The organism is Dactylosporangium sp. NPDC051541 (assembly GCF_044454505.1).
Classification (GTDB): Bacteria; Actinomycetota; Actinomycetes; order Mycobacteriales; family Micromonosporaceae; genus Dactylosporangium.
This window is the reverse complement of sequence record NZ_JBITDU010000002.1, coordinates 602,417-618,406: the sequence shown is the minus strand read 5'-3', so window position 1 is coordinate 618,406 and position 15,990 is coordinate 602,417. Positions and strand designations below refer to the sequence as shown.

Here is a 15,990-nt window from a genome sequence, read left to right as displayed (position 1 = left end):
GCTATGCCGATGTCGGCGGCAGTGCACCGTGAGCCGCCGGATTCGCACCCGTGCCCACTTCCATCACGAGAATCGCCCCGATGACCCCGGCGGTCTCACTCGTCAGCGGTGTGCACACCACCCTCAACTCGACCGTACGCCCCCGGCGGTTCACCGCGGCCTGTTCCGATTCTTCCCGTTCCGATCGGCCGCTGAGCACATCGCGGATCAGGGGACGCAGCTGGCCGGTCGACAATCCGATGTCGATGTTGAGGAAGTGCTGGCCGACGGCCTCGTCGGGGCGCAGGCCCCACAGGTCCTCGGAGCGGCGGTTCCACACCAGGATGTGCATCTCGCGGTCCAGGACCACCACGCCGGCCTGCAGGCTGGTGAGGATCGCCTCCATGAACGAGTTGGCGTCGTTGAGCTCGGCGGTGCGCTCCCGCAGCTCGTCGTTGATCGACTGGAGCTCGTCGTTCATCGTCTCCAGCTCCTCATTGGTCGACTGGAGCTCCTCGTTGGTGGTCTCCAGCTCCTCGACCGTGGACTGCAGCTCCTCGTTGGTGGTCTCCAGCTCCTCGTTGGTGGACTGCAGCTCCTCGTAGGCGGTCTCCAGCTGCCGGTTGGCGTGCTCGAGCTCGTCCTGCAGGCGCCGCGACGCGCTCATGTCCTGGAAGATCACCACGACGCCGAGCAGCCCCGCGTCGGAGTCGATCAACGGGTGGATCAGGATGTTCAGGAACTGCTTCTCGCCGGCGCCGGTGGCCAGCTCCACGTCGTCGATGCGGGTGACCCGCCGCTCGACCTGGGCCTGCTCGATGTATCCGCGCAGCTCGACGGGGCGGTAGGACAGGTCGAGGTCGCGGAAGGGCCGGCCGATGTCGCGCGGTGACACCCCGAACAGCGTCTCGGCGTGCCGGTTGGTCAGCGCGACCAGGCCGTCGGCGGTGACCACGACCTGTGCGACCGGGCTGGCCATGAACGCCTCGTTGCGCAGCCGGTCCAGCCCGAACAGCTCGGTGCGCGGCGGCGTGTGGGTCGGCTCGGCCAGGTAGGCCCCGCCGTTGAGGACCGGCCGGGACACCTTGCGGAACATCCGCCGCTTGAGGTCCAGGGGCGTGAACAGGTTGGCGTGGCTGAGCAGCATCTCGGCCTTGCCGAGGAACAGCACGCCGCCGGGGGCGAGGGCGAAGTGGAAGCGCGACAGGATCCGAGTCTGCGTCTCGGCGTTGAAGTACATCAGCGCGTTGCGGCACACCAGCAGGTCGATACGGCTTATCGGGGCGTCCTGCACAAGGTCGTTGCGGCGGAAGATGATCGAGCGGCGCAGGTCCTTGCGGAAGGTGAAGCGGCCGCCGGCGGGCTCGAAGTAGCGCTCCAGGAGCTCGGGCTCGAGGTGCTGGAGGTCGCGCTCACCGTAGGTGGCCTGCCGGGCGTGGGCGAGGCTCTCCTCGTCGACGTCGGTCGCGTAGATCTTGACCCGCTCCCGGAACCGTTCCGCGCCCATCGCCTCGGCCAGGGCCATGGCCAGGGTGTACGCCTCCTCGCCCGACGCGCACCCGGCGCTCCACACGCGCAGGGGACCCTCGTGCTCGTCGATGAGGCGGGGGAGGACCTCGCGGCTCAGGGCGGACCAGGCGTCCGGGTCGCGGAAGAACCCGGTCACGTTGATCAGGATGGTGTTGAACAGGGCCGTGAACTCGTCCGGATGCACCTGCAGGTAGTCCAGGTATTCGGCGTAGTCGTCCGGCGGCACCTGCGACATCCGCCGTTCGACGCGGCGCACCAGGCTCGAACGCTTGTAGCCGGTGAAGTCGAAGCCGCGGGCCTCCTTGAGATAGACCAGGAGGGCCTCGAAGTCCGGATCGGTCTGGGTCACCGCGTCACGCTACCGCTTGGGCTCGCGCCGCAGGGTCGCCCACACCACCTTTCCGCCCGCGGTATGCAGACAACCCCATGCCGAGGCCATGCCCTCCACGATCAACAGGCCCCGCCCCGGCTCCTCGTCTTCGCCGGAGCGCTCCAGGGGCAGCGGGCTCTCGTCGCGCACGGCCAGGTGCAGATGCCGGTCGCGCAGGGCGACGGTGACCCGGATCGGCGTGCCGGCGTGCTCGACGGCGTTGGCGACGAGCTCGGTCACGATCAGCGCGGCGGTGTCGGCCAGGTGCGGCAGCCGCCACGTCGTGCAGGCCTGGTCGACGAGCTCCCGGGCCGAGGCGGTGGCCGCCGGCAGCGCGGGCAGCGCCAGCTCGACCCGGCGGGGCCCGGGCAGCCGCCCGTGCGCGGCGATCGCCTCGGCCAGGCCGGCGTGCACCGGGACCTGGCGGGCGACGCCGAGCCGCTCCAGCTGCTCGACCAGGGCCGGACCGGGCCCGACCAGCATCACGTCGGTGCCGGTCTCCACGCCGTTGCGGGCGATCATCGGGAACGCCGTGAGGGTGATGTCGTCGACGGCCTCCAGCGCGGACACGTCGATGAGCAGCACCTCCGGCTGGTCCGTCAGCGCCTTCTGGCCGGCGTTGCGCAGCATGGGCACGGTGGCGAAGGTCAGCCGCCCGGCCGCGTGCACCACCGCCACCGGGAAGTCCGGCTCGTGGGTGCAGGTCAGTTCGTGTTCGATCGTCATGACAGTGCGTCCTCCGGCACGTCCCCGGACAGGTCTCCGAGCCGCTCGATGAGCTGCCGGATCGTCTTGCCGGCGGTCTCGGCCTCACCGGCCGCCTCCGAGTAGCGCTGTGCGGTCGGCTTGAACCCGCCGACCAGCGCCGAGTCGGCCATCCGCCGGCTCAGGGCGGCCTTCTCCTCGAGGCTGCGCAGTGCCATCCACAGCGCGCCTTCGAGGGCCCCGCCGAGCTCCTCCAGCAGGCCCGCGGCCGACCAGGCGTGCCCGACCCGGCAGCGGAACCGGCCGCCCGGTGGCGGCATCTCGAACAGCGCACCGTGGCAGTTCGGGCAGCCGAAGCCGGCGGGTATCCCGCCGATCTGGTCGGCCGTCACGGCCTCCATCCCGGCCATGGCATCCTCCGCATCCAGCGCCGCCTGCTCGACGGCGTCCCGTGGCGCCGGCCCCGGCAGCCCGGCCAGCAACTCCGCCAGCGCCGCACCCATCATCGCGGCGGGCAGCGCCCGGGCGGTGGGCACCTGCGCGGCGGCGTGGCGGGGCATGGACGGATACAGCGCCTCGTGCGGGTCCTGGACCAGCGCGACGCCGCCCTGCCGGGCCAGCTCGGCCAGGCCGTAGGACCCGTCGTCGCGGTTGCCGGAGAGCACCACGCCGAGCGCGGACGCGCCCCACCAGCGCGCGGCCGAGCGAAACAGCGGGTCGGCGGCGGGGCGGTGGCCGTTCTCCACCGGGCCGTGCGAGAGCCGGATCCGTCCGTCGCGGATCAGCAGGTGCTGGTTGGGCGGGGCGACGTAGACCCGCCCGGACTCCAGCGCCGCGCCGTCGCTTGGGTGCTCGGCCGGCAGCGGCCCGGACCGGCTCAGGATGTGCGGCAGCGCGGTGCCACCGGCCCGGGGGATGTGCAGCACTATGCACACCGCACCGGGCAGGTCGGCGGGCAGCCCGCCGCAGAAGGCACGCAGCGCCTCGACGCCCCCGGCGGACGCACCGACGACGACGATCCCGCGGGGCTCCGCCATACTCATGAATGCTACGCCGTCCATGACCCGATCACGGGGTCGCCAGTTACCCTCCACGCCGCGGGGTTAAACCGTTCGGAATGTCACCAGCACGATTCCGGGTGGCGCCGCGGCGTGGATCATGATGGGGTCGGGGTCGTGCTGTGGACCGGGAACTTCACGCGATACTTCGTCGCTCGAGCCGTGTCCGTCTACGGCGACGCGATGCTGGTCGTCGCCTCGGCCCTCGCCGTCGGGCACCTCTACGGCGCGACCGGCGTGGGCCTGGTCCTGGCCGCCTACACCGTGCCGTTCCTGGCCAGCATCCTGTTCGGCGGGGTGTTCGCGGACCGGATCGGGGCCCGGCCGCTGATGCTCGGGGCCGACCTCGTCCGGCTGGTGGCGCAGGGAACGGTCGCGGCGGCGTTTTTTGGCGGTACCCCCCAAATGTGGCTTTTGATGGTCTGCTCGGCCGTCAGCGGGATCTCCGCGGCCGCCTTCCAGCCCGGGGTGAACGGCATCATGCCCCTGGTCACCGACGACCCGCACCGGGCCAACGCCACGATCAAGATCTCCACGTCCATCGCGCAGCTGCTCGGCCCGGCGACCGCCGGTCTGCTCTTCGGGCTGCTCGGGGCCGGCCCGCTCTACGCCGTCGACGCCGCCACCTTCGCCATCAGCGGCCTCTGCCTGGCCGGCCTGCGGCTGCGGGGCACCCCGGCCGCGTCCGGCTCGTCGCCGCTGCGCGACCTCGTCGAGGGCTGGCACGGGTTCCGGTCCCGGACGTGGATCTGGAGCGTCATCCTCGTCTGGATCGTCTACGGCGTGCTGCTCTTCGGCCCGCTCATCCCGCTCGGCTCGGTGCTCATCAGCGGCCGGCTCGGCGCCCCCGCATACGGCTGGACCGAGTCCGGCCTGGCCGCCGGGGCGATCGTCGGCGGCCTGCTCGCCCTGCGCCTGCGCCCGGGCCGCCCCCTCGCGGCCGGCGCGCTCGCCATGTTCGGCTACGGGCTGCTCCCGCTCGCCATCGCCCTGCACGCGACGCTGCCGGTGCTGCTCGGCGCGGCCGCCGTCAACGGCGCGGCCTGGTCGTTCTGGTCGGTGATGTGGCAGACGAGCGTCCAGACCAACGTGCCACCGGCGATGCTCAACCGGATCACCTCGTATGAGGTCTTCGGCTCAGACGGCAGCCTGCCGATCGGTCAGGCCCTCGCCGGCCCGGTCGCGGTGCTGGTCGGCGCGGAGGCGGTGCTCGGCACGTCGGTCGCCGTCAGCGCCCTCGGCTGCGTCGCGCTGCTGTGCATCCCGGCCGTGCGCCACCTGCGCCGGGTGGCACCGGCGGCCGAACGTCAGTCACTGTTGAACCAGACCCAATGATCCGGGGTGTACCGCACGCCGGCCGCCGTGAACAGTTCGCCCACGGTGTCGCGGTTGCCTTCGATCGCGTGCCCGTCACCGAGGACGCCCCGGGCGAGCAGCTCCCGGAAGCACGCGTCGAGCGTCGCCGGCTCGTCCAGGCCGAGGTGCGCCCGCAGGTAGGCGAGCAGCGGTTCCAGCGAGGAGTACGACGTGACGGCGCTGTAGCCGTACTCGCGGCCCGCGTCGCCGGGGCGCCCGCCGTAGTCGTAGAACTCGGTGAACGAGATCCTGTCCTCGATCGACGACACCAGCAGCGTCAGCGTGAACAGGCAGTCCGTGCTGGTCCGGTTCGTGCGCAGCAGCGGGTAGCGGTGCTCGGAGCGCTCCTCGAACTCCACGCCGGCCGCGGTGTAGAGCTCGACGACCCGCTCCAGCGTCGTGATGCCCGCGAACGCGTCGACGAACCGGCCGATGCGATCCTCCGTGGACAGTGCGCGGGCCCCGGTGAGGTGCTCGGTCAGCCGGTCGAGGTGCTCGTACTCGATGACCACGTGCCGCTTCTCGGCGCCGTAGCGGGCGAACGTGATGGCCGGGGGATTGCCGTCCGGCGCGATCGTCAGCGTGGCGTCCTTGTCCAGGTGGACCCACGGGATGCTGCTCGTGCGCCGCACCAGCAGCCCCGTCGCGGCGAGCAGCCCCGCGACCCGCTCCCGGGCCTTCCCCGGCGGCAGCCGGCCGGCCCGGGCGACGTCCTCGACGGCCGCGACGAGCGGCGCGGGATCGGCGGCGTCCAGCAGCGCCTCCACGTGGAACGCGGTGAACCGCCCCATCCAGCCGGTGCCCTCGCCGGTGTACTTCTCGGTGAACTTGAGCTTGGGCGGCTCGCCCCCGACGGCGATAGCCAGGGTGCGCGTGTGGCCGGAGGCGGTGGTGGAGGTCTGCAGGACCTGCTCCGCGCTCATGCCAACACGATAGATAGGGTCCGCTCGTGGAAACGATCACCCTGGCCACCGTCGATCCGTCCGCGCCGCTCGACGACCTGGAACCCCTGGCCGAGGCGGTGCGGCACGCGCGGGTCGTGGCGATCGGCGAGAGCGCGCACCTGGTCCACGAGTTCTACCGGTTCCGGCACCGGCTGCTGCGCTTCCTGACCGAGCGCTGCGGCTTCACCGTGTTCGCGATGGAGTCCGGGTTCAGCGAGGGCCTGGCCGTCGATGACTGGGTCCGCGGCGGCCCCGGCGATCTGGAGGCGCTGGCCCGCGACCACATCACCTACACGATGGGCCGCTGCCCGGAGATGCGCGAGCACCTGAGCTGGATGCGATCGAGCGGGGTGCGGTTCTTCGGCGTCGACGTGCCCGGCTCCACCGCGTCCCCGCTCCCGGGCCTGCGGGGCGTGGAGCGGTACCTCACCGCGACCGACCCCGACGCCCTGCCCTCGGTGCGGCGCCTGACCGAGGACGTCGCCCAGTACGCGGGCGAGCACGCGCTGCGCTCCCACGCCGCCTACGCCGCCCTCGAGCCCGCCGTGCGGGACCGGATCACCGCCGGGTTCGCCGAGCTCGCGGCCCGCTTCGATGCGCTCGAGACCGAATACACCGGCTTCTCGGGACCGTACGGCTACCGGGTCGCCCGGCACGAGCTGCGCCTGGCCGCGCTCCTCGACCAGGCGCTGCGCAGCTACGCGGCCCGGGTGTCCGGCGACACCAGCCACCCGAAGGTCGCCGCCCGCGATCTCGGCATGGCCGAGTCGGTCCGGTGGCTGCTGGACAACCTCGGCCCGGACACCCGCATCGTCCTCGGCGCACACAACAGCCACATCCAGCGGACCCCGGTGCGGACCCCCGCGTTCGCCCTGTCCGCGATGGGCCACCACCTGGCCCACCAGCTCGGTGAGGAGTATCTGACGATCGCCGTGACCGCCGCGGCCGGCACCACCTCGTCGCACCGCGCCGACCCGGACGCCCCGAGCGGCGTGGCCATCGCCGCGGCCGAGCTGGAGCCCCCGGTCGACGGCAGCGTCGAGGCCGCCTACCCGGTCTCGTCCCTGACCGACCTGCGCGCGACCCGGGGCCGGGCCGGGGGACCGGACCGGATTCGCATCATGAACAGCTACCAGGAGGCGCCGATCGCCGACGCCTACGACTTCGTCGCCAACCTCCCGCACAGCTCCACCACCGAGCAGGTCACCGCCTGACCGGCGCTGCGGGCCGGGTCAGGCGCCGAAGTCGGGCAGCGTCAGCGAGCCGTCCTCGTTGAGCTGGAAGCCGGGATTGTGCGCGATCTCCCACAGGTAGCCGTCGGGGTCGGCGAAGCAGCCCGCGTAGCCGCCGTAGAACGTCTCCGCGGCCGGGCGGGTGACGGTGGCACCGGCCTCGGCCGCCGCGGCCAGGATCGTGTCGACCTCGGCGGGCGTGCGGACGTTGTGGGCGAGGGTGAAGCCGGCGAACGCGCCGGAGCCCGCGGCCGGGTCGGCGACGCCGGAGTCGGCGGCGAGCTTGTCGCGGCCCCACAGGACGAAGGCCGAGCCGCCGGCCTGGAAGAAGACGGTGGCGTCGCTCTCCTGGCCGCGCCAGCCGAGCCGTTCGTAGAACGCCGTGGAGCGGGCCAGGTCGGTGACGCCGAGGGTGACGAGCGTGATCCGCTGTTCCATGGTCATCACCGTAACAGCGGGCGGAGGGCCTCGACGGCCTCCCGCGCCTGCCGCCTGATCGCCGGGATGGCCCGGGTGCTCGGGGCCGTGCTCAGCCGCTCCACCGTGCGCACGAACACCGCGATCAGGGCGTCGGCCAGGGTCGTGGCCGCGGCCGGCGGGTAGCCCTCGGCCGCGCGCAGGCGCGTGGCGAGGACGGTCGCGACGCGGTGGGCCAGGTCGAGCATGGCCCGGTGCAGGGTGTTGCTGACGGCGATCTGGCGGACCATGCCGCCGGGCGTCTCGACGGCCCGGCGGGCGTCCGGCCCGAGCAGGAACGCCTGCAGCCAGCGGCCGTAGGCGTCGACGACGCTCGTGTCCGGGCCGCGCGCGGCGAGGGTGGCCAGCATCGTCGCCTCGAACGCGTCGGCCTGGTCGAAGACCAGGCTCTCCTTCGTCGGGAAGTAGTTGTACAGCGTCTGCTCGGACACGCCGGCGGCCCGCGCGACCTGGGCCATGGCCACGCTGTCGTAGCCGTGCGCGGCGAACAGCTCGGCGGCCGCGTCGGCCATCGCGGCCCGGGCCCGGGCCTTCTTTTCCTCACGGAGCATTTTTGGGTTACCCTAAATTTTGTGCTACTCAAAAATTCGTACGACGTCATCGTAGTCGGCGCCGGGCCCGTGGGCCTGTTCCTCGCCGCGGAGCTGCACCGGTTCGGTGTCGATGTGGCCGTGCTGGAGCGGCTGGCCGAGCCCTCGCAGCAGATCAAGGCCGGGTCCGTCGGGTCGCCGTCGGCGGAGATCTTCGACCAGCGGGGCCTGCTGGACCGGTTCGCCCAGCCGGACCTGAGCATGTTCCCCAAGAACCTGCCGGTCGGGCACTTCGCCGGTCTGTGGCTGCTGCGGGGCGCGCCCGAGCTGCGGACCCTGCCGATCTTCGCGGCGCAGCCCGAGGTCGAGGCCGTCCTGGAGGCGCACGCCCGCGACCTCGGCCTCCCGGTGCTGCGCGGCTACGAGGTGACCGGCCTCGACGGGGAGCGGGTCACGGCCGAGCACGACGGCGCGACGGTGCACCTGCGGGCCCGGTTCGTGGTCGGGTGCGACGGCGGGCGCAGCACCGTGCGGCGGCTGGCCGGGTTCGCGTTCGCGGGGACACCGGCGACGATCACCGGCCGGCAGGCCCTGGTCGAGCTGGCCGAGCCCAACCCCCTGGACAAGGGCTGGCACCACACGGACACCGGCGTGATCGTGTTCGGGCCGGGGCCGCAGCGGGTGCTCACCGTCGAGTTCGACGGGCCGCCGCCGGCCGCCGACCGGGACCGGCCGCTGGACCGGGCCGAGATCGAGGGCTCGCTGCGCCGCGTCTCCGGCCGCGCCGTCGTGGTGGACCGGCTCATCACCGGCACCCGGTGGACGGACAACACGCGTCAAGCGGCACCGTACCGCCGCGGCAACATCCTGCTCGCCGGGGACGCGGCGCACGTGCACCCGCCGTTCGGGGGCCAGGGGCTCAACCTCGGCTTCCAGGACGCCGTCAACCTCGGCTGGAAGCTCGCCGCCACCATCAACGGCCGGGCACCCGAAGGCCTCCTCGACACGTACCACGACGAGCGCGCTCCGGTCGCGGCGGCGGCCCTGGCCAACACCCGGGCCCAGGTCGCGCTGATGCGCCCCGGACCGCAGAGCGCCGCCCTGCGCGCGGTGTTCACCGACCTCCTCGCCTACGACGAACCCAACGCGCACCTCACCCGCCTCATGAGCGGCGTCGACCGGCCGTACGCCATCGACAGCGACCACCCCCAGGCGGGCCGGATCGTCGCCGACCGCCCCATCGGTGCCACGCGGCTCTGGGAGCTGCTGCGCGAGCCCGGCGGCCTGCTCCTGGACGCCACGCCGGACCGGTCCGCGACCGAACTGGCCGCGCGGTGGGCGGGCCGGGTCCGGACCGTCCCGGGCCCCGAGAACCTGCTGATCCGCCCGGACGGCATCGTGGCCTGGGGTGGCGAGGGCACCGACGGCCTCGAGAAGGCGCTCACGACCTGGTTCGGCTCAAGCGCCGCCCTGGTCATCGCTCCGTTCGCCGCGCCCGGGTGAGCACCAGCAGCACGAGGCCGGCCAGGCACAGCCCGGTGCTCATGGCCCAGGCCGAGCGGTAGCCGACGTGGGTGGCGACGCCGAGCAGCGAGCCGGCCAGCATCGCGCCGATCGGGAACGTGTTGGTGAACAAGGTCGTGGCGTGGCCGGGGCGACCCGGCATCATGTCCTGCATGTAGGTGATGCCGACGCCGGAGATTGCGGAGATGAAGGCGGCGTTGACGGGCTGGGCGGCGGCGAGGACCCACAGGTTGGGGGTGGCCCAGCCGATCGCGTAGTACACGACGGCGCAGGCGGCGCCGATGCGGATCAGCGTGCTCAGGCGGTAGCGGGTGGTCAGGGCGCCCAGGCCGAGCATCAGCGGGATCTCCAGGGCCGCGCACAGGCCAAGGATCAGGCCGGCGGAGGATGCCTCGCCGTGCAGGTCGTTGCTGATGAACAGCGGCAGCGCCTGCACGGCCAGGGTCATCGGGGTCTGGAGCAGGACGAACGCGGCCACGGTGGCCCAGAGTTGCCAGCGGGCCACGGTGAGCGGGGACGAGGACTCGTCGTCGGTCCGCTCGCGGGGCGGTGCCGGGAGCGTCTCCAGGCGCAGCGCCGCGACCAGGGCGGCGCTCAGATACAGGGCGGCCGCCGCGATGTACAGCAGCCGGAACCCGCCGATCTCCAGCAGCAGCGCGGCGAGGGCCGGGCCGCCGACCCAGGCCAGGGAGAACACGGTGCGCATGGCGCTGATGCCGAACGCGGCCCGGTCGGGGCTGTCGCGCTCGAGGACCTGGCGGGCGTACGCGAAGGTCTGCGGGAACAGGGAGCCGGAGAGCGCGAACGCGGTCACCGACAGCGCCAGCAGCACCCAGTAGTCGCGCACGACCGCGTAGAGGCCGGTGCAGGCCACGCCGCCCAGCGCCGCCGCGATCAGGATCAGCCGGCGGTAGGGCCCGCGGTCCGACAACCGGCCGATGAGGGTCGTGACGAGCACGCCGGCCAGCGGCGAGGCGACCAGGAACGCGGTCACCCGGGCCGGGCCGGCGTGCACCTCGGTGCTGAGGAACAGGGCGATGAACGGGAACACCACGGCCGTGCCCATGCCGACGGCCAGGAACATCACGCTCAGCGGCAGCAGGGTCCGGGCGAGGCCCCCGGGCCGCCGCCCGGTGGTACTTTCGGCGGTCGTCGTCACGGCCGGTACTTTACCGGTCAGGACAACTGATTTACGACACCCGGATGTATCGCGCCACGTGAAGGCCCAGCTCCTGCCCGGCCTGGTGGTCGACCCGGGTGTGCAGGCCCGCGAAAATACGGCTGCGCCCGGCCTCGTCGGCCGCGGCCTGCAGTGTCCGGAATGTCCGGGTCACCCCGGGTAGCGACTCGGAGGTCACGGTGAGCTCCGGGCGGGAGCCGAACGTCGCGGCCAGGACGGTCGCGGCGGCCTGGCCGACGGCGCTGTGCGCACCGACGTAGGACGGATCGGCCGGGGTCGCCGCCAGGGGCGTCCACTGCGGGTCGGACGTCTCCCGGATGGCGGTGATCGGGCGCCAGATCCGGAAGTGGTACTTCGCGTCGTAGAACGCGATCACGGTGTCCGCGAGCACCGTGGCCAGCCGCGCGAAGACGTGCGCGGCCGGGACGACACCGAGGTGGTGCCGGGTGGTCAGGCCCTGCGCGATCTCGAACCAGTAATTCCAGATCGGCGCCGCCCAGAATTTCGCCTGCTCGGTCTGGTCGACGGTGCGGGCGGTGCTGGTGTCCTGGCCGAGCAGGCGCACCTCGCGGATGAGGGCGTCGGACTGCGGGGGATAGGGGGCCGGGCGGAACTGGCTCGCCCGGGCCAGGGCGAACGGGCGCACGTCCGGCCAGTGCGTGAAGACGGCCGCGGCGAAGGACGGCGGGGCCGGGCGCCACTGCCCGGGCCGGGTGCCCGCGGGGATCGCCGGTGGCGTCGCGCTCGATCCATCGGTGGCCCGCTCATGCAGTACCACCGCCGCCGTTGTCTGTCCATTGTGGATGCCACGGGCTCTCGCGGTGCCGTCGGGCCCGGCGGCCAGGTCCCGGGCCAGGCGTTCGGCGAACACCGCGGCCCGCGAAGGGAACAGGGCGGCCAGGACGTCGTGTGCGGCCTGGGCGGCGGCCGCGGCCGGTGACGCCCGGCGGTCGCACACGACTGTCGCGTCCCGCACGGCCAGGTGCATGAGCGCGAAACCGCGGGTCGGGTGCACGGTGGCCGGCTGCGTGCCCGGCGTGCGGACGGCCGCGAGCAGCTCGGCGTTCCAGCCGGTGACCAGCTCACCGCCGGGCTCGGGCCGGCGCGCCCCCGCGAATGCCGGTGCACCCGTCGTGAGCAGGGCCGCCGCGGCACCACCGGCCACGATCAGGCTTCGGCGTCGGATTCCCGTCATCTTGTACCTCCAATGCTCGGTCGAGAACAGATACGGGACCGGGTTACGGTCGGACGGTGCGTGTAACCCGGGCCCGTATCTCCTAGCGGAGGTGAGTGCCAGTGACCGCGCCGAACCCACGGCCCGCGAAGCTGCTCCGGCTGGTGCCGAAGGCCGCGTACGGCTCGTGGGAGGACGCCTACTCGGACAACGTGGAGCGGCTCTACCGGCTCATGTTCGCCCGGGTCGGCGACCGCCAGGACGCCGAGGACCTGACCGCCGAGGTCTTTCTGGCGGCGGTACCGCGCGTGCGGCTGGACCTGAGCATCGGCGAGGTCCGCGCCTACCTGCTCAGTGTGGCCCGCACCGTGCTCGCCGAGCACTGGCGGCGCACGCTCGGCCGCCAGGTCACCGAGATCGACCTGGAGGCGGTCGCCGACGAGTATGCCGCCCCCGACCCGCGGCCCGACCGGGCCGAGCAGGTGCGGCGGGTCCTCGATGCGCTGCCGGAGCGGTACCGCACGATCCTGCGCCTGCGGTTCCTGGAGTCGGCCACGATCCGCGAGGCGGCCCGCCAGATGGGTGTCAGCATCGCCAACGCCAAGGTCCTGCAGTGCCGTGCGCTGCGTCACGCAGCGGGACTCTTCGACTCGGATGGGAGCTGAGCCGTGCGCCGTGTCACCGCCTTCGTCCAGCGCCTGCTGGACGGCCGCCGCCCCCGCCCGTTCGTCCCCACCGACGACGAGGCCGCGGCCATGCGCGCCGCGATCGCGCTGCGCGGTGAGTCCTCGGTGCGGCCCGAGTTCGTCGCGTCGCTGCGGGAACGCGTGGCCGACCGCGTCGCCGGGATGGAGCCGGCTCGCAAAGGGCGCCGCGTGTTCCTGGCCGGGGCGGGTGCGGCCGCCGCGGCGGCGACGGCGGCCGTGGTGGTCGACCGGGCCCTGATCGGCGGGCCGCCCGGACTGACCGCGCTGAGCCCCAACGACGGCGTCTGGCACCCCGTGTTCGGATCCGACGAGCTGGCCGAGGGCGCGGCGCTCGCGTTCGACACCGGCATCGTGTCCGGGTTCGTCAGCCGGAGCGCGGGCCAGGTGTCGGCCCGCTCCGGCATCTGCACCCACCAGTTCTGCCGCCTGCGCCTCAACCAGCCCGAGCAACGCCTCGACTGCCCCTGCCACCGCACCGCGTTCGGCTTCGACGGCACGGTCCTGCGCTCGCAGCTGTCACCGGCCCCGGCCCGCCTGCCACTGATCGAGGCCCGCGAGACCGACGGGCGGATCGAGGTCTTCGTGCCGCGCACTTCGTGACGCCGCTTACGTTTTCACCGTCCTGTGCCGGGCACTCGATAGGAGTACGCGATGCAAGGAGGTTGACATGAGCACGGTCACCGAGTCCGTTGACGTGCACGTTCCCGTGCACACGGCCTACGACCAGTGGACCCAGTTCGAGTCCTTCCCGCAGTTCATGAGCGGGGTCGAGTCGATTCGCCAGCTCGACGACCGGCGCACCCACTGGGTGACGAAGATCGGTGGCGTGGAGCGCGAGTTCGACGCCGAGATCACCGAGCAGCACCCGGACGAGCGGATCGCCTGGAAGAGCACCACCGGCGACACGAAGCACGCCGGCGTCGTGACGTTCCACCGCCTCGGCGACACCGACACCCGGGTCACCGTCCAGCTCGACTGGCAGCCGCAGGGCCTGGTCGAGAAGGCCGGCAGCGCCGTGGGCGTCGACTCGATGCAGGTCAAGGCCGACACGAAGCGCTTCAAGGAGTTCATCGAGCAGCGCGGCCAGGCCACCGGCACGTGGCGCGGCGACGTACCGCGCCCCGGCGTGTAATCGCCTGTCGCAGTGAACGGCCCCGCCTCGTGCGGGGCCGTTTCGCGTGCGGCCGTCTTTGTTTTCGGGTGAACCGCCCGGGTACCGGCCCAGTATGAACCAGGTGACGGAACGCCCGCTCGCCGTCGTCACCGGCGCGAGTAGCGGCATCGGATATGAACTGGCCAGACAGTTCGTCGAGCACGGCTTCGACGTGCTCATCGCGGCCGAGGACAGCGGCCTGGAAACGGCCGGGCTGGAGCTGCGCCGCGACGGCGGGGCCGCGGTGGAGACCTGCCGCGCCGACCTGGCCACCTACGAGGGCGTCGAGACGCTGTGCCAGGCGATCGCCGCGACCGGCCGGCCGATCGACGCCGTCGCGATCAACGCCGGCCGCGGCGCCGGTGGGGACTTCACCCGCGAGACCGACCTGCGCGACGAGCTGAACATCATCGACGTCAACGTCACCTCGACCGTGCACCTGGCCAAGCGGGTGCTGCCCGGCATGGTCCAGCGCGGCGCCGGCAAGGTGCTGTTCACGTCCTCGATCGCCTCCACGATGCCCGGCTCCTACCAGGCCGTCTACAACGCGTCGAAGGCGTTCGTGCAGTCGTTCTCGGAGGCGGTCCGCAACGAGCTCAAGGACACCGGCGTCACGGTGACGGCGCTGATGCCCGGGCCGACGGACACGAACTTCTTCGAGCGCGCCGACATGATGGACACCAAGGTCGGGGCCGGGAAGAAGGACGACCCGGCGAAGGTGGCCGAGCAGGGCTTCAAGGCCCTCATGGACGGCGACGACCACGTGGTCGCCGGCTCGTTCATGAACAAGGTCCAGGCGGTCGCGGGCAAGGTCGTGCCGGACACCGCGAAGGCCGAGATGCACCGCAAGATGGCCGAGCCGGGGTCGGCGTCATGAGGGCCGTCGTGTGGCACGGCAAGCGCGACGTGCGCGTCGACGAGGTCCCCGACCCCCGCATCGAACAGCCGAACGACATCGTCGTCCGGATCACCTCCAGTGGCCTGTGCGGCTCCGACCTGCACCTCTACGAGGTCCTCGGGCCGTTCATGGCCGAGGGCGACATCCTCGGCCACGAGCCGATGGGCATCGTCGAGGAGGTCGGCCCGGAGATCACCAACGTGCGCCCCGGCGACCGGGTGGTGATCCCGTTCAACATCTCCTGCGGGCACTGCTTCATGTGCACCCAGGGCCTGATGACGCAGTGCGAGACCACCCAGGTGCGGGCCGAGGACAAGGGCGCGGCGCTGTTCGGCTACACCCGCCTCTACGGCCAGGTGCCGGGCGGTCAGGCGGAGTACCTGCGGGTGCCGCAGGCCCAGTTCGGCCCGATCGTGGTGCCCGAGGGCCCGCCGGACGACCGCTTCGTGTACCTCTCCGACGTGCTCCCCACCGCGTGGCAGGCGGTCGAGTACGCCGCCGTGCCGCCCGGCGGGACCGTCGCCGTGCTCGGCCTCGGCCCGATCGGCGACATGTGCACCCGGATCGCCTCCTACCGCGGCTACCGGGCCATCGGCGTCGACCTGGTGCCGGAGCGGCTGGCCCGGGCCAGGGCCAACGGCGTCGAGGCCCTCGACCTCGGCGAGCACGACGACGTCGCCGAGTCGCTGCGGGAGCTGACGAACGGCCGCGGCCCCGACTCCGTCATCGACGCCGTCGGCATGGAGGCGCACGGCTCCCCGGCCGGGAAGCTGGCCCAGACCATGGCCGGGTTCCTGCCGGACGCGGCCGCCCGCAAGTTCATCGACAAGGCCGGCGTGGACCGCCTCAACGCCCTCCACCTCGCCATCGACGCGGTGCGGCGCGGCGGGACGGTTTCCCTGTCCGGAGTCTACGGGGGTACAGCCGATCCGTTGCCGATGATGGTGCTGTTCGACAAGCAGATTCAGCTGCGCATGGGGCAGGCCAACGTGAAGCGCTGGATCGACGACATCATGCCGCTGCTGACCGGCAGCGGCGACCCGCTGGGCGTGGAGAGCTTCGCGACCCACCGGGTCCCCCTCGCGGACGCGCCGGGCGCGTACGAGGCGTTCCAGGAGAAGAAGGACGGCACCGTGAAAGTGCTCTTCAAGCCTTAGCGGGGCTGGTTCTTGA

Annotated in this window: 16 protein-coding genes; 8 read left to right on the top strand and 8 right to left on the bottom strand. The window is 72.4% G+C overall.

The window, feature by feature from the left end; genetic code table 11:
- Position 1: 1 nt before the first annotated feature.
- Genes ACIA8L_RS10940 through ACIA8L_RS10930 form a run of 3 tightly spaced genes read right to left on the bottom strand, consistent with a single transcriptional unit; the run spans position 2 to position 3,621 of the window.
- Entirely contained in the window at positions 2–1,858 is a 1,857-nt protein-coding gene (locus ACIA8L_RS10940; protein WP_395902876.1) for a CheR family methyltransferase, read from the bottom strand.
- Between the two features lie 9 nt (positions 1,859–1,867).
- Positions 1,868–2,605 carry an ATP-binding protein gene (locus tag ACIA8L_RS10935; protein ID WP_395902874.1) on the bottom strand — a complete coding sequence of 246 codons (738 nt, stop codon included), beginning with the start codon at positions 2,603–2,605 and terminating at the stop codon, positions 1,868–1,870.
- On the bottom strand, positions 2,602–3,621 hold the full coding sequence (locus ACIA8L_RS10930) for a chemotaxis protein CheB (protein WP_395902872.1): 1,020 nt from the start codon (positions 3,619–3,621) through the stop codon (positions 2,602–2,604). The genes ACIA8L_RS10935 and ACIA8L_RS10930 overlap by 4 nt, the downstream gene beginning before the upstream one ends.
- 114 nt (positions 3,622–3,735) lie before the next feature.
- Between ACIA8L_RS10930 and ACIA8L_RS10925 the strand changes: the two genes are divergently transcribed.
- Complete coding sequence (locus ACIA8L_RS10925) at positions 3,736–4,977, top strand: MFS transporter (RefSeq protein WP_395902869.1); 1,242 nt, start codon at positions 3,736–3,738, stop codon at positions 4,975–4,977.
- On the opposite strand, the gene ACIA8L_RS10920 is transcribed toward ACIA8L_RS10925, so the two are convergent.
- Positions 4,950–5,921 (bottom strand): hypothetical protein, encoded by a 972-nt coding sequence (locus ACIA8L_RS10920; protein ID WP_395902867.1) that lies wholly within the window; start codon positions 5,919–5,921, stop codon positions 4,950–4,952. The genes ACIA8L_RS10925 and ACIA8L_RS10920 overlap by 28 nt on opposite strands.
- 26 nt (positions 5,922–5,947) lie before the next feature.
- Here ACIA8L_RS10920 and ACIA8L_RS10915 point away from each other — a divergent pair, with 26 nt between their 5' ends.
- Positions 5,948–7,156, top strand: coding sequence for an erythromycin esterase family protein (locus tag ACIA8L_RS10915; protein WP_395902864.1), 1,209 nt, complete (start codon positions 5,948–5,950; stop codon positions 7,154–7,156).
- Between the two features lie 18 nt (positions 7,157–7,174).
- Here ACIA8L_RS10915 and ACIA8L_RS10910 read toward each other — a convergent pair whose 3' ends face one another.
- Together ACIA8L_RS10910 and ACIA8L_RS10905 are read right to left on the bottom strand one after the other, a co-directional pair.
- A complete protein-coding gene (locus ACIA8L_RS10910) occupies positions 7,175–7,612 on the bottom strand; it encodes a VOC family protein (RefSeq protein WP_395902862.1) in 438 nt (145 codons plus the stop codon).
- A 5-nt stretch (positions 7,613–7,617) separates the two neighbouring features.
- Positions 7,618–8,202, bottom strand: coding sequence for a TetR/AcrR family transcriptional regulator (locus tag ACIA8L_RS10905; protein WP_395902860.1), 585 nt, complete (start codon positions 8,200–8,202; stop codon positions 7,618–7,620).
- Positions 8,203–8,223: 21 nt separating this feature from the next.
- Between ACIA8L_RS10905 and ACIA8L_RS10900 the strand changes: the two genes are divergently transcribed.
- A complete protein-coding gene (locus ACIA8L_RS10900; RefSeq protein WP_395902857.1) occupies positions 8,224–9,684 on the top strand; it encodes an FAD-dependent monooxygenase in 1,461 nt (486 codons plus the stop codon).
- Here the strand turns inward: ACIA8L_RS10900 and ACIA8L_RS10895 are convergent.
- Positions 9,656–10,864: a sugar efflux transporter gene (locus ACIA8L_RS10895; RefSeq protein ID WP_395902856.1), complete on the bottom strand. Its 1,209-nt coding sequence runs from the start codon at positions 10,862–10,864 to the stop codon at positions 9,656–9,658. The genes ACIA8L_RS10900 and ACIA8L_RS10895 overlap by 29 nt on opposite strands.
- A gap of 31 nt (positions 10,865–10,895) precedes the next feature.
- A complete protein-coding gene (locus tag ACIA8L_RS10890) occupies positions 10,896–12,080 on the bottom strand; it encodes a vanadium-dependent haloperoxidase (RefSeq protein ID WP_395902854.1) in 1,185 nt (394 codons plus the stop codon).
- A gap of 101 nt (positions 12,081–12,181) precedes the next feature.
- Between ACIA8L_RS10890 and ACIA8L_RS10885 the strand changes: the two genes are divergently transcribed.
- The 5 genes from ACIA8L_RS10885 (at position 12,182) to ACIA8L_RS10865 (ending at position 15,974) form a co-directional block, all read left to right on the top strand.
- The gene (locus ACIA8L_RS10885) at positions 12,182–12,724 is read left to right on the top strand and encodes an RNA polymerase sigma factor (protein WP_395902852.1); all 543 of its coding nucleotides are present in this window, start codon (positions 12,182–12,184) and stop codon (positions 12,722–12,724) included.
- Positions 12,725–12,727: 3 nt separating this feature from the next.
- Positions 12,728–13,366, top strand: a complete 639-nt coding sequence (locus ACIA8L_RS10880; protein WP_395902850.1) for a ubiquinol-cytochrome c reductase iron-sulfur subunit — start codon at positions 12,728–12,730, stop codon at positions 13,364–13,366.
- A 67-nt stretch (positions 13,367–13,433) separates the two neighbouring features.
- Positions 13,434–13,898, top strand: a complete 465-nt coding sequence (locus tag ACIA8L_RS10875) for an SRPBCC family protein (RefSeq protein ID WP_395902848.1) — start codon at positions 13,434–13,436, stop codon at positions 13,896–13,898.
- Between the two features lie 94 nt (positions 13,899–13,992).
- On the top strand, positions 13,993–14,796 hold the full coding sequence (locus ACIA8L_RS10870; protein WP_395902847.1) for an SDR family NAD(P)-dependent oxidoreductase: 804 nt from the start codon (positions 13,993–13,995) through the stop codon (positions 14,794–14,796).
- Positions 14,793–15,974 (top strand): zinc-dependent alcohol dehydrogenase, encoded by a 1,182-nt coding sequence (locus ACIA8L_RS10865; RefSeq protein WP_395902845.1) that lies wholly within the window; start codon positions 14,793–14,795, stop codon positions 15,972–15,974. Before ACIA8L_RS10870 ends, ACIA8L_RS10865 begins: the two co-directional genes overlap by 4 nt.
- Positions 15,975–15,990 lie beyond the last annotated feature (16 nt).

Coding starts and splice junctions, on each gene's coding strand:
- ACIA8L_RS10930 (WP_395902872.1), bottom strand. CDS start 3,621: ATGGCGGAGCCCCGCGGGATCGTCGTCGTCGGTGCGTCCGCCGGGGGC.
- ACIA8L_RS10865 (WP_395902845.1), top strand. CDS start 14,793: ATGAGGGCCGTCGTGTGGCACGGCAAGCGCGACGTGCGCGTCGACGAG.
- ACIA8L_RS10910 (WP_395902862.1), bottom strand. CDS start 7,612: ATGGAACAGCGGATCACGCTCGTCACCCTCGGCGTCACCGACCTGGCC.
- ACIA8L_RS10890 (WP_395902854.1), bottom strand. CDS start 12,080: ATGACGGGAATCCGACGCCGAAGCCTGATCGTGGCCGGTGGTGCCGCG.
- ACIA8L_RS10920 (WP_395902867.1), bottom strand. CDS start 5,921: ATGAGCGCGGAGCAGGTCCTGCAGACCTCCACCACCGCCTCCGGCCAC.
- ACIA8L_RS10875 (WP_395902848.1), top strand. CDS start 13,434: ATGAGCACGGTCACCGAGTCCGTTGACGTGCACGTTCCCGTGCACACG.
- ACIA8L_RS10905 (WP_395902860.1), bottom strand. CDS start 8,202: ATGCTCCGTGAGGAAAAGAAGGCCCGGGCCCGGGCCGCGATGGCCGAC.
- ACIA8L_RS10870 (WP_395902847.1), top strand. CDS start 13,993: ATGAACCAGGTGACGGAACGCCCGCTCGCCGTCGTCACCGGCGCGAGT.
- ACIA8L_RS10935 (WP_395902874.1), bottom strand. CDS start 2,605: ATGACGATCGAACACGAACTGACCTGCACCCACGAGCCGGACTTCCCG.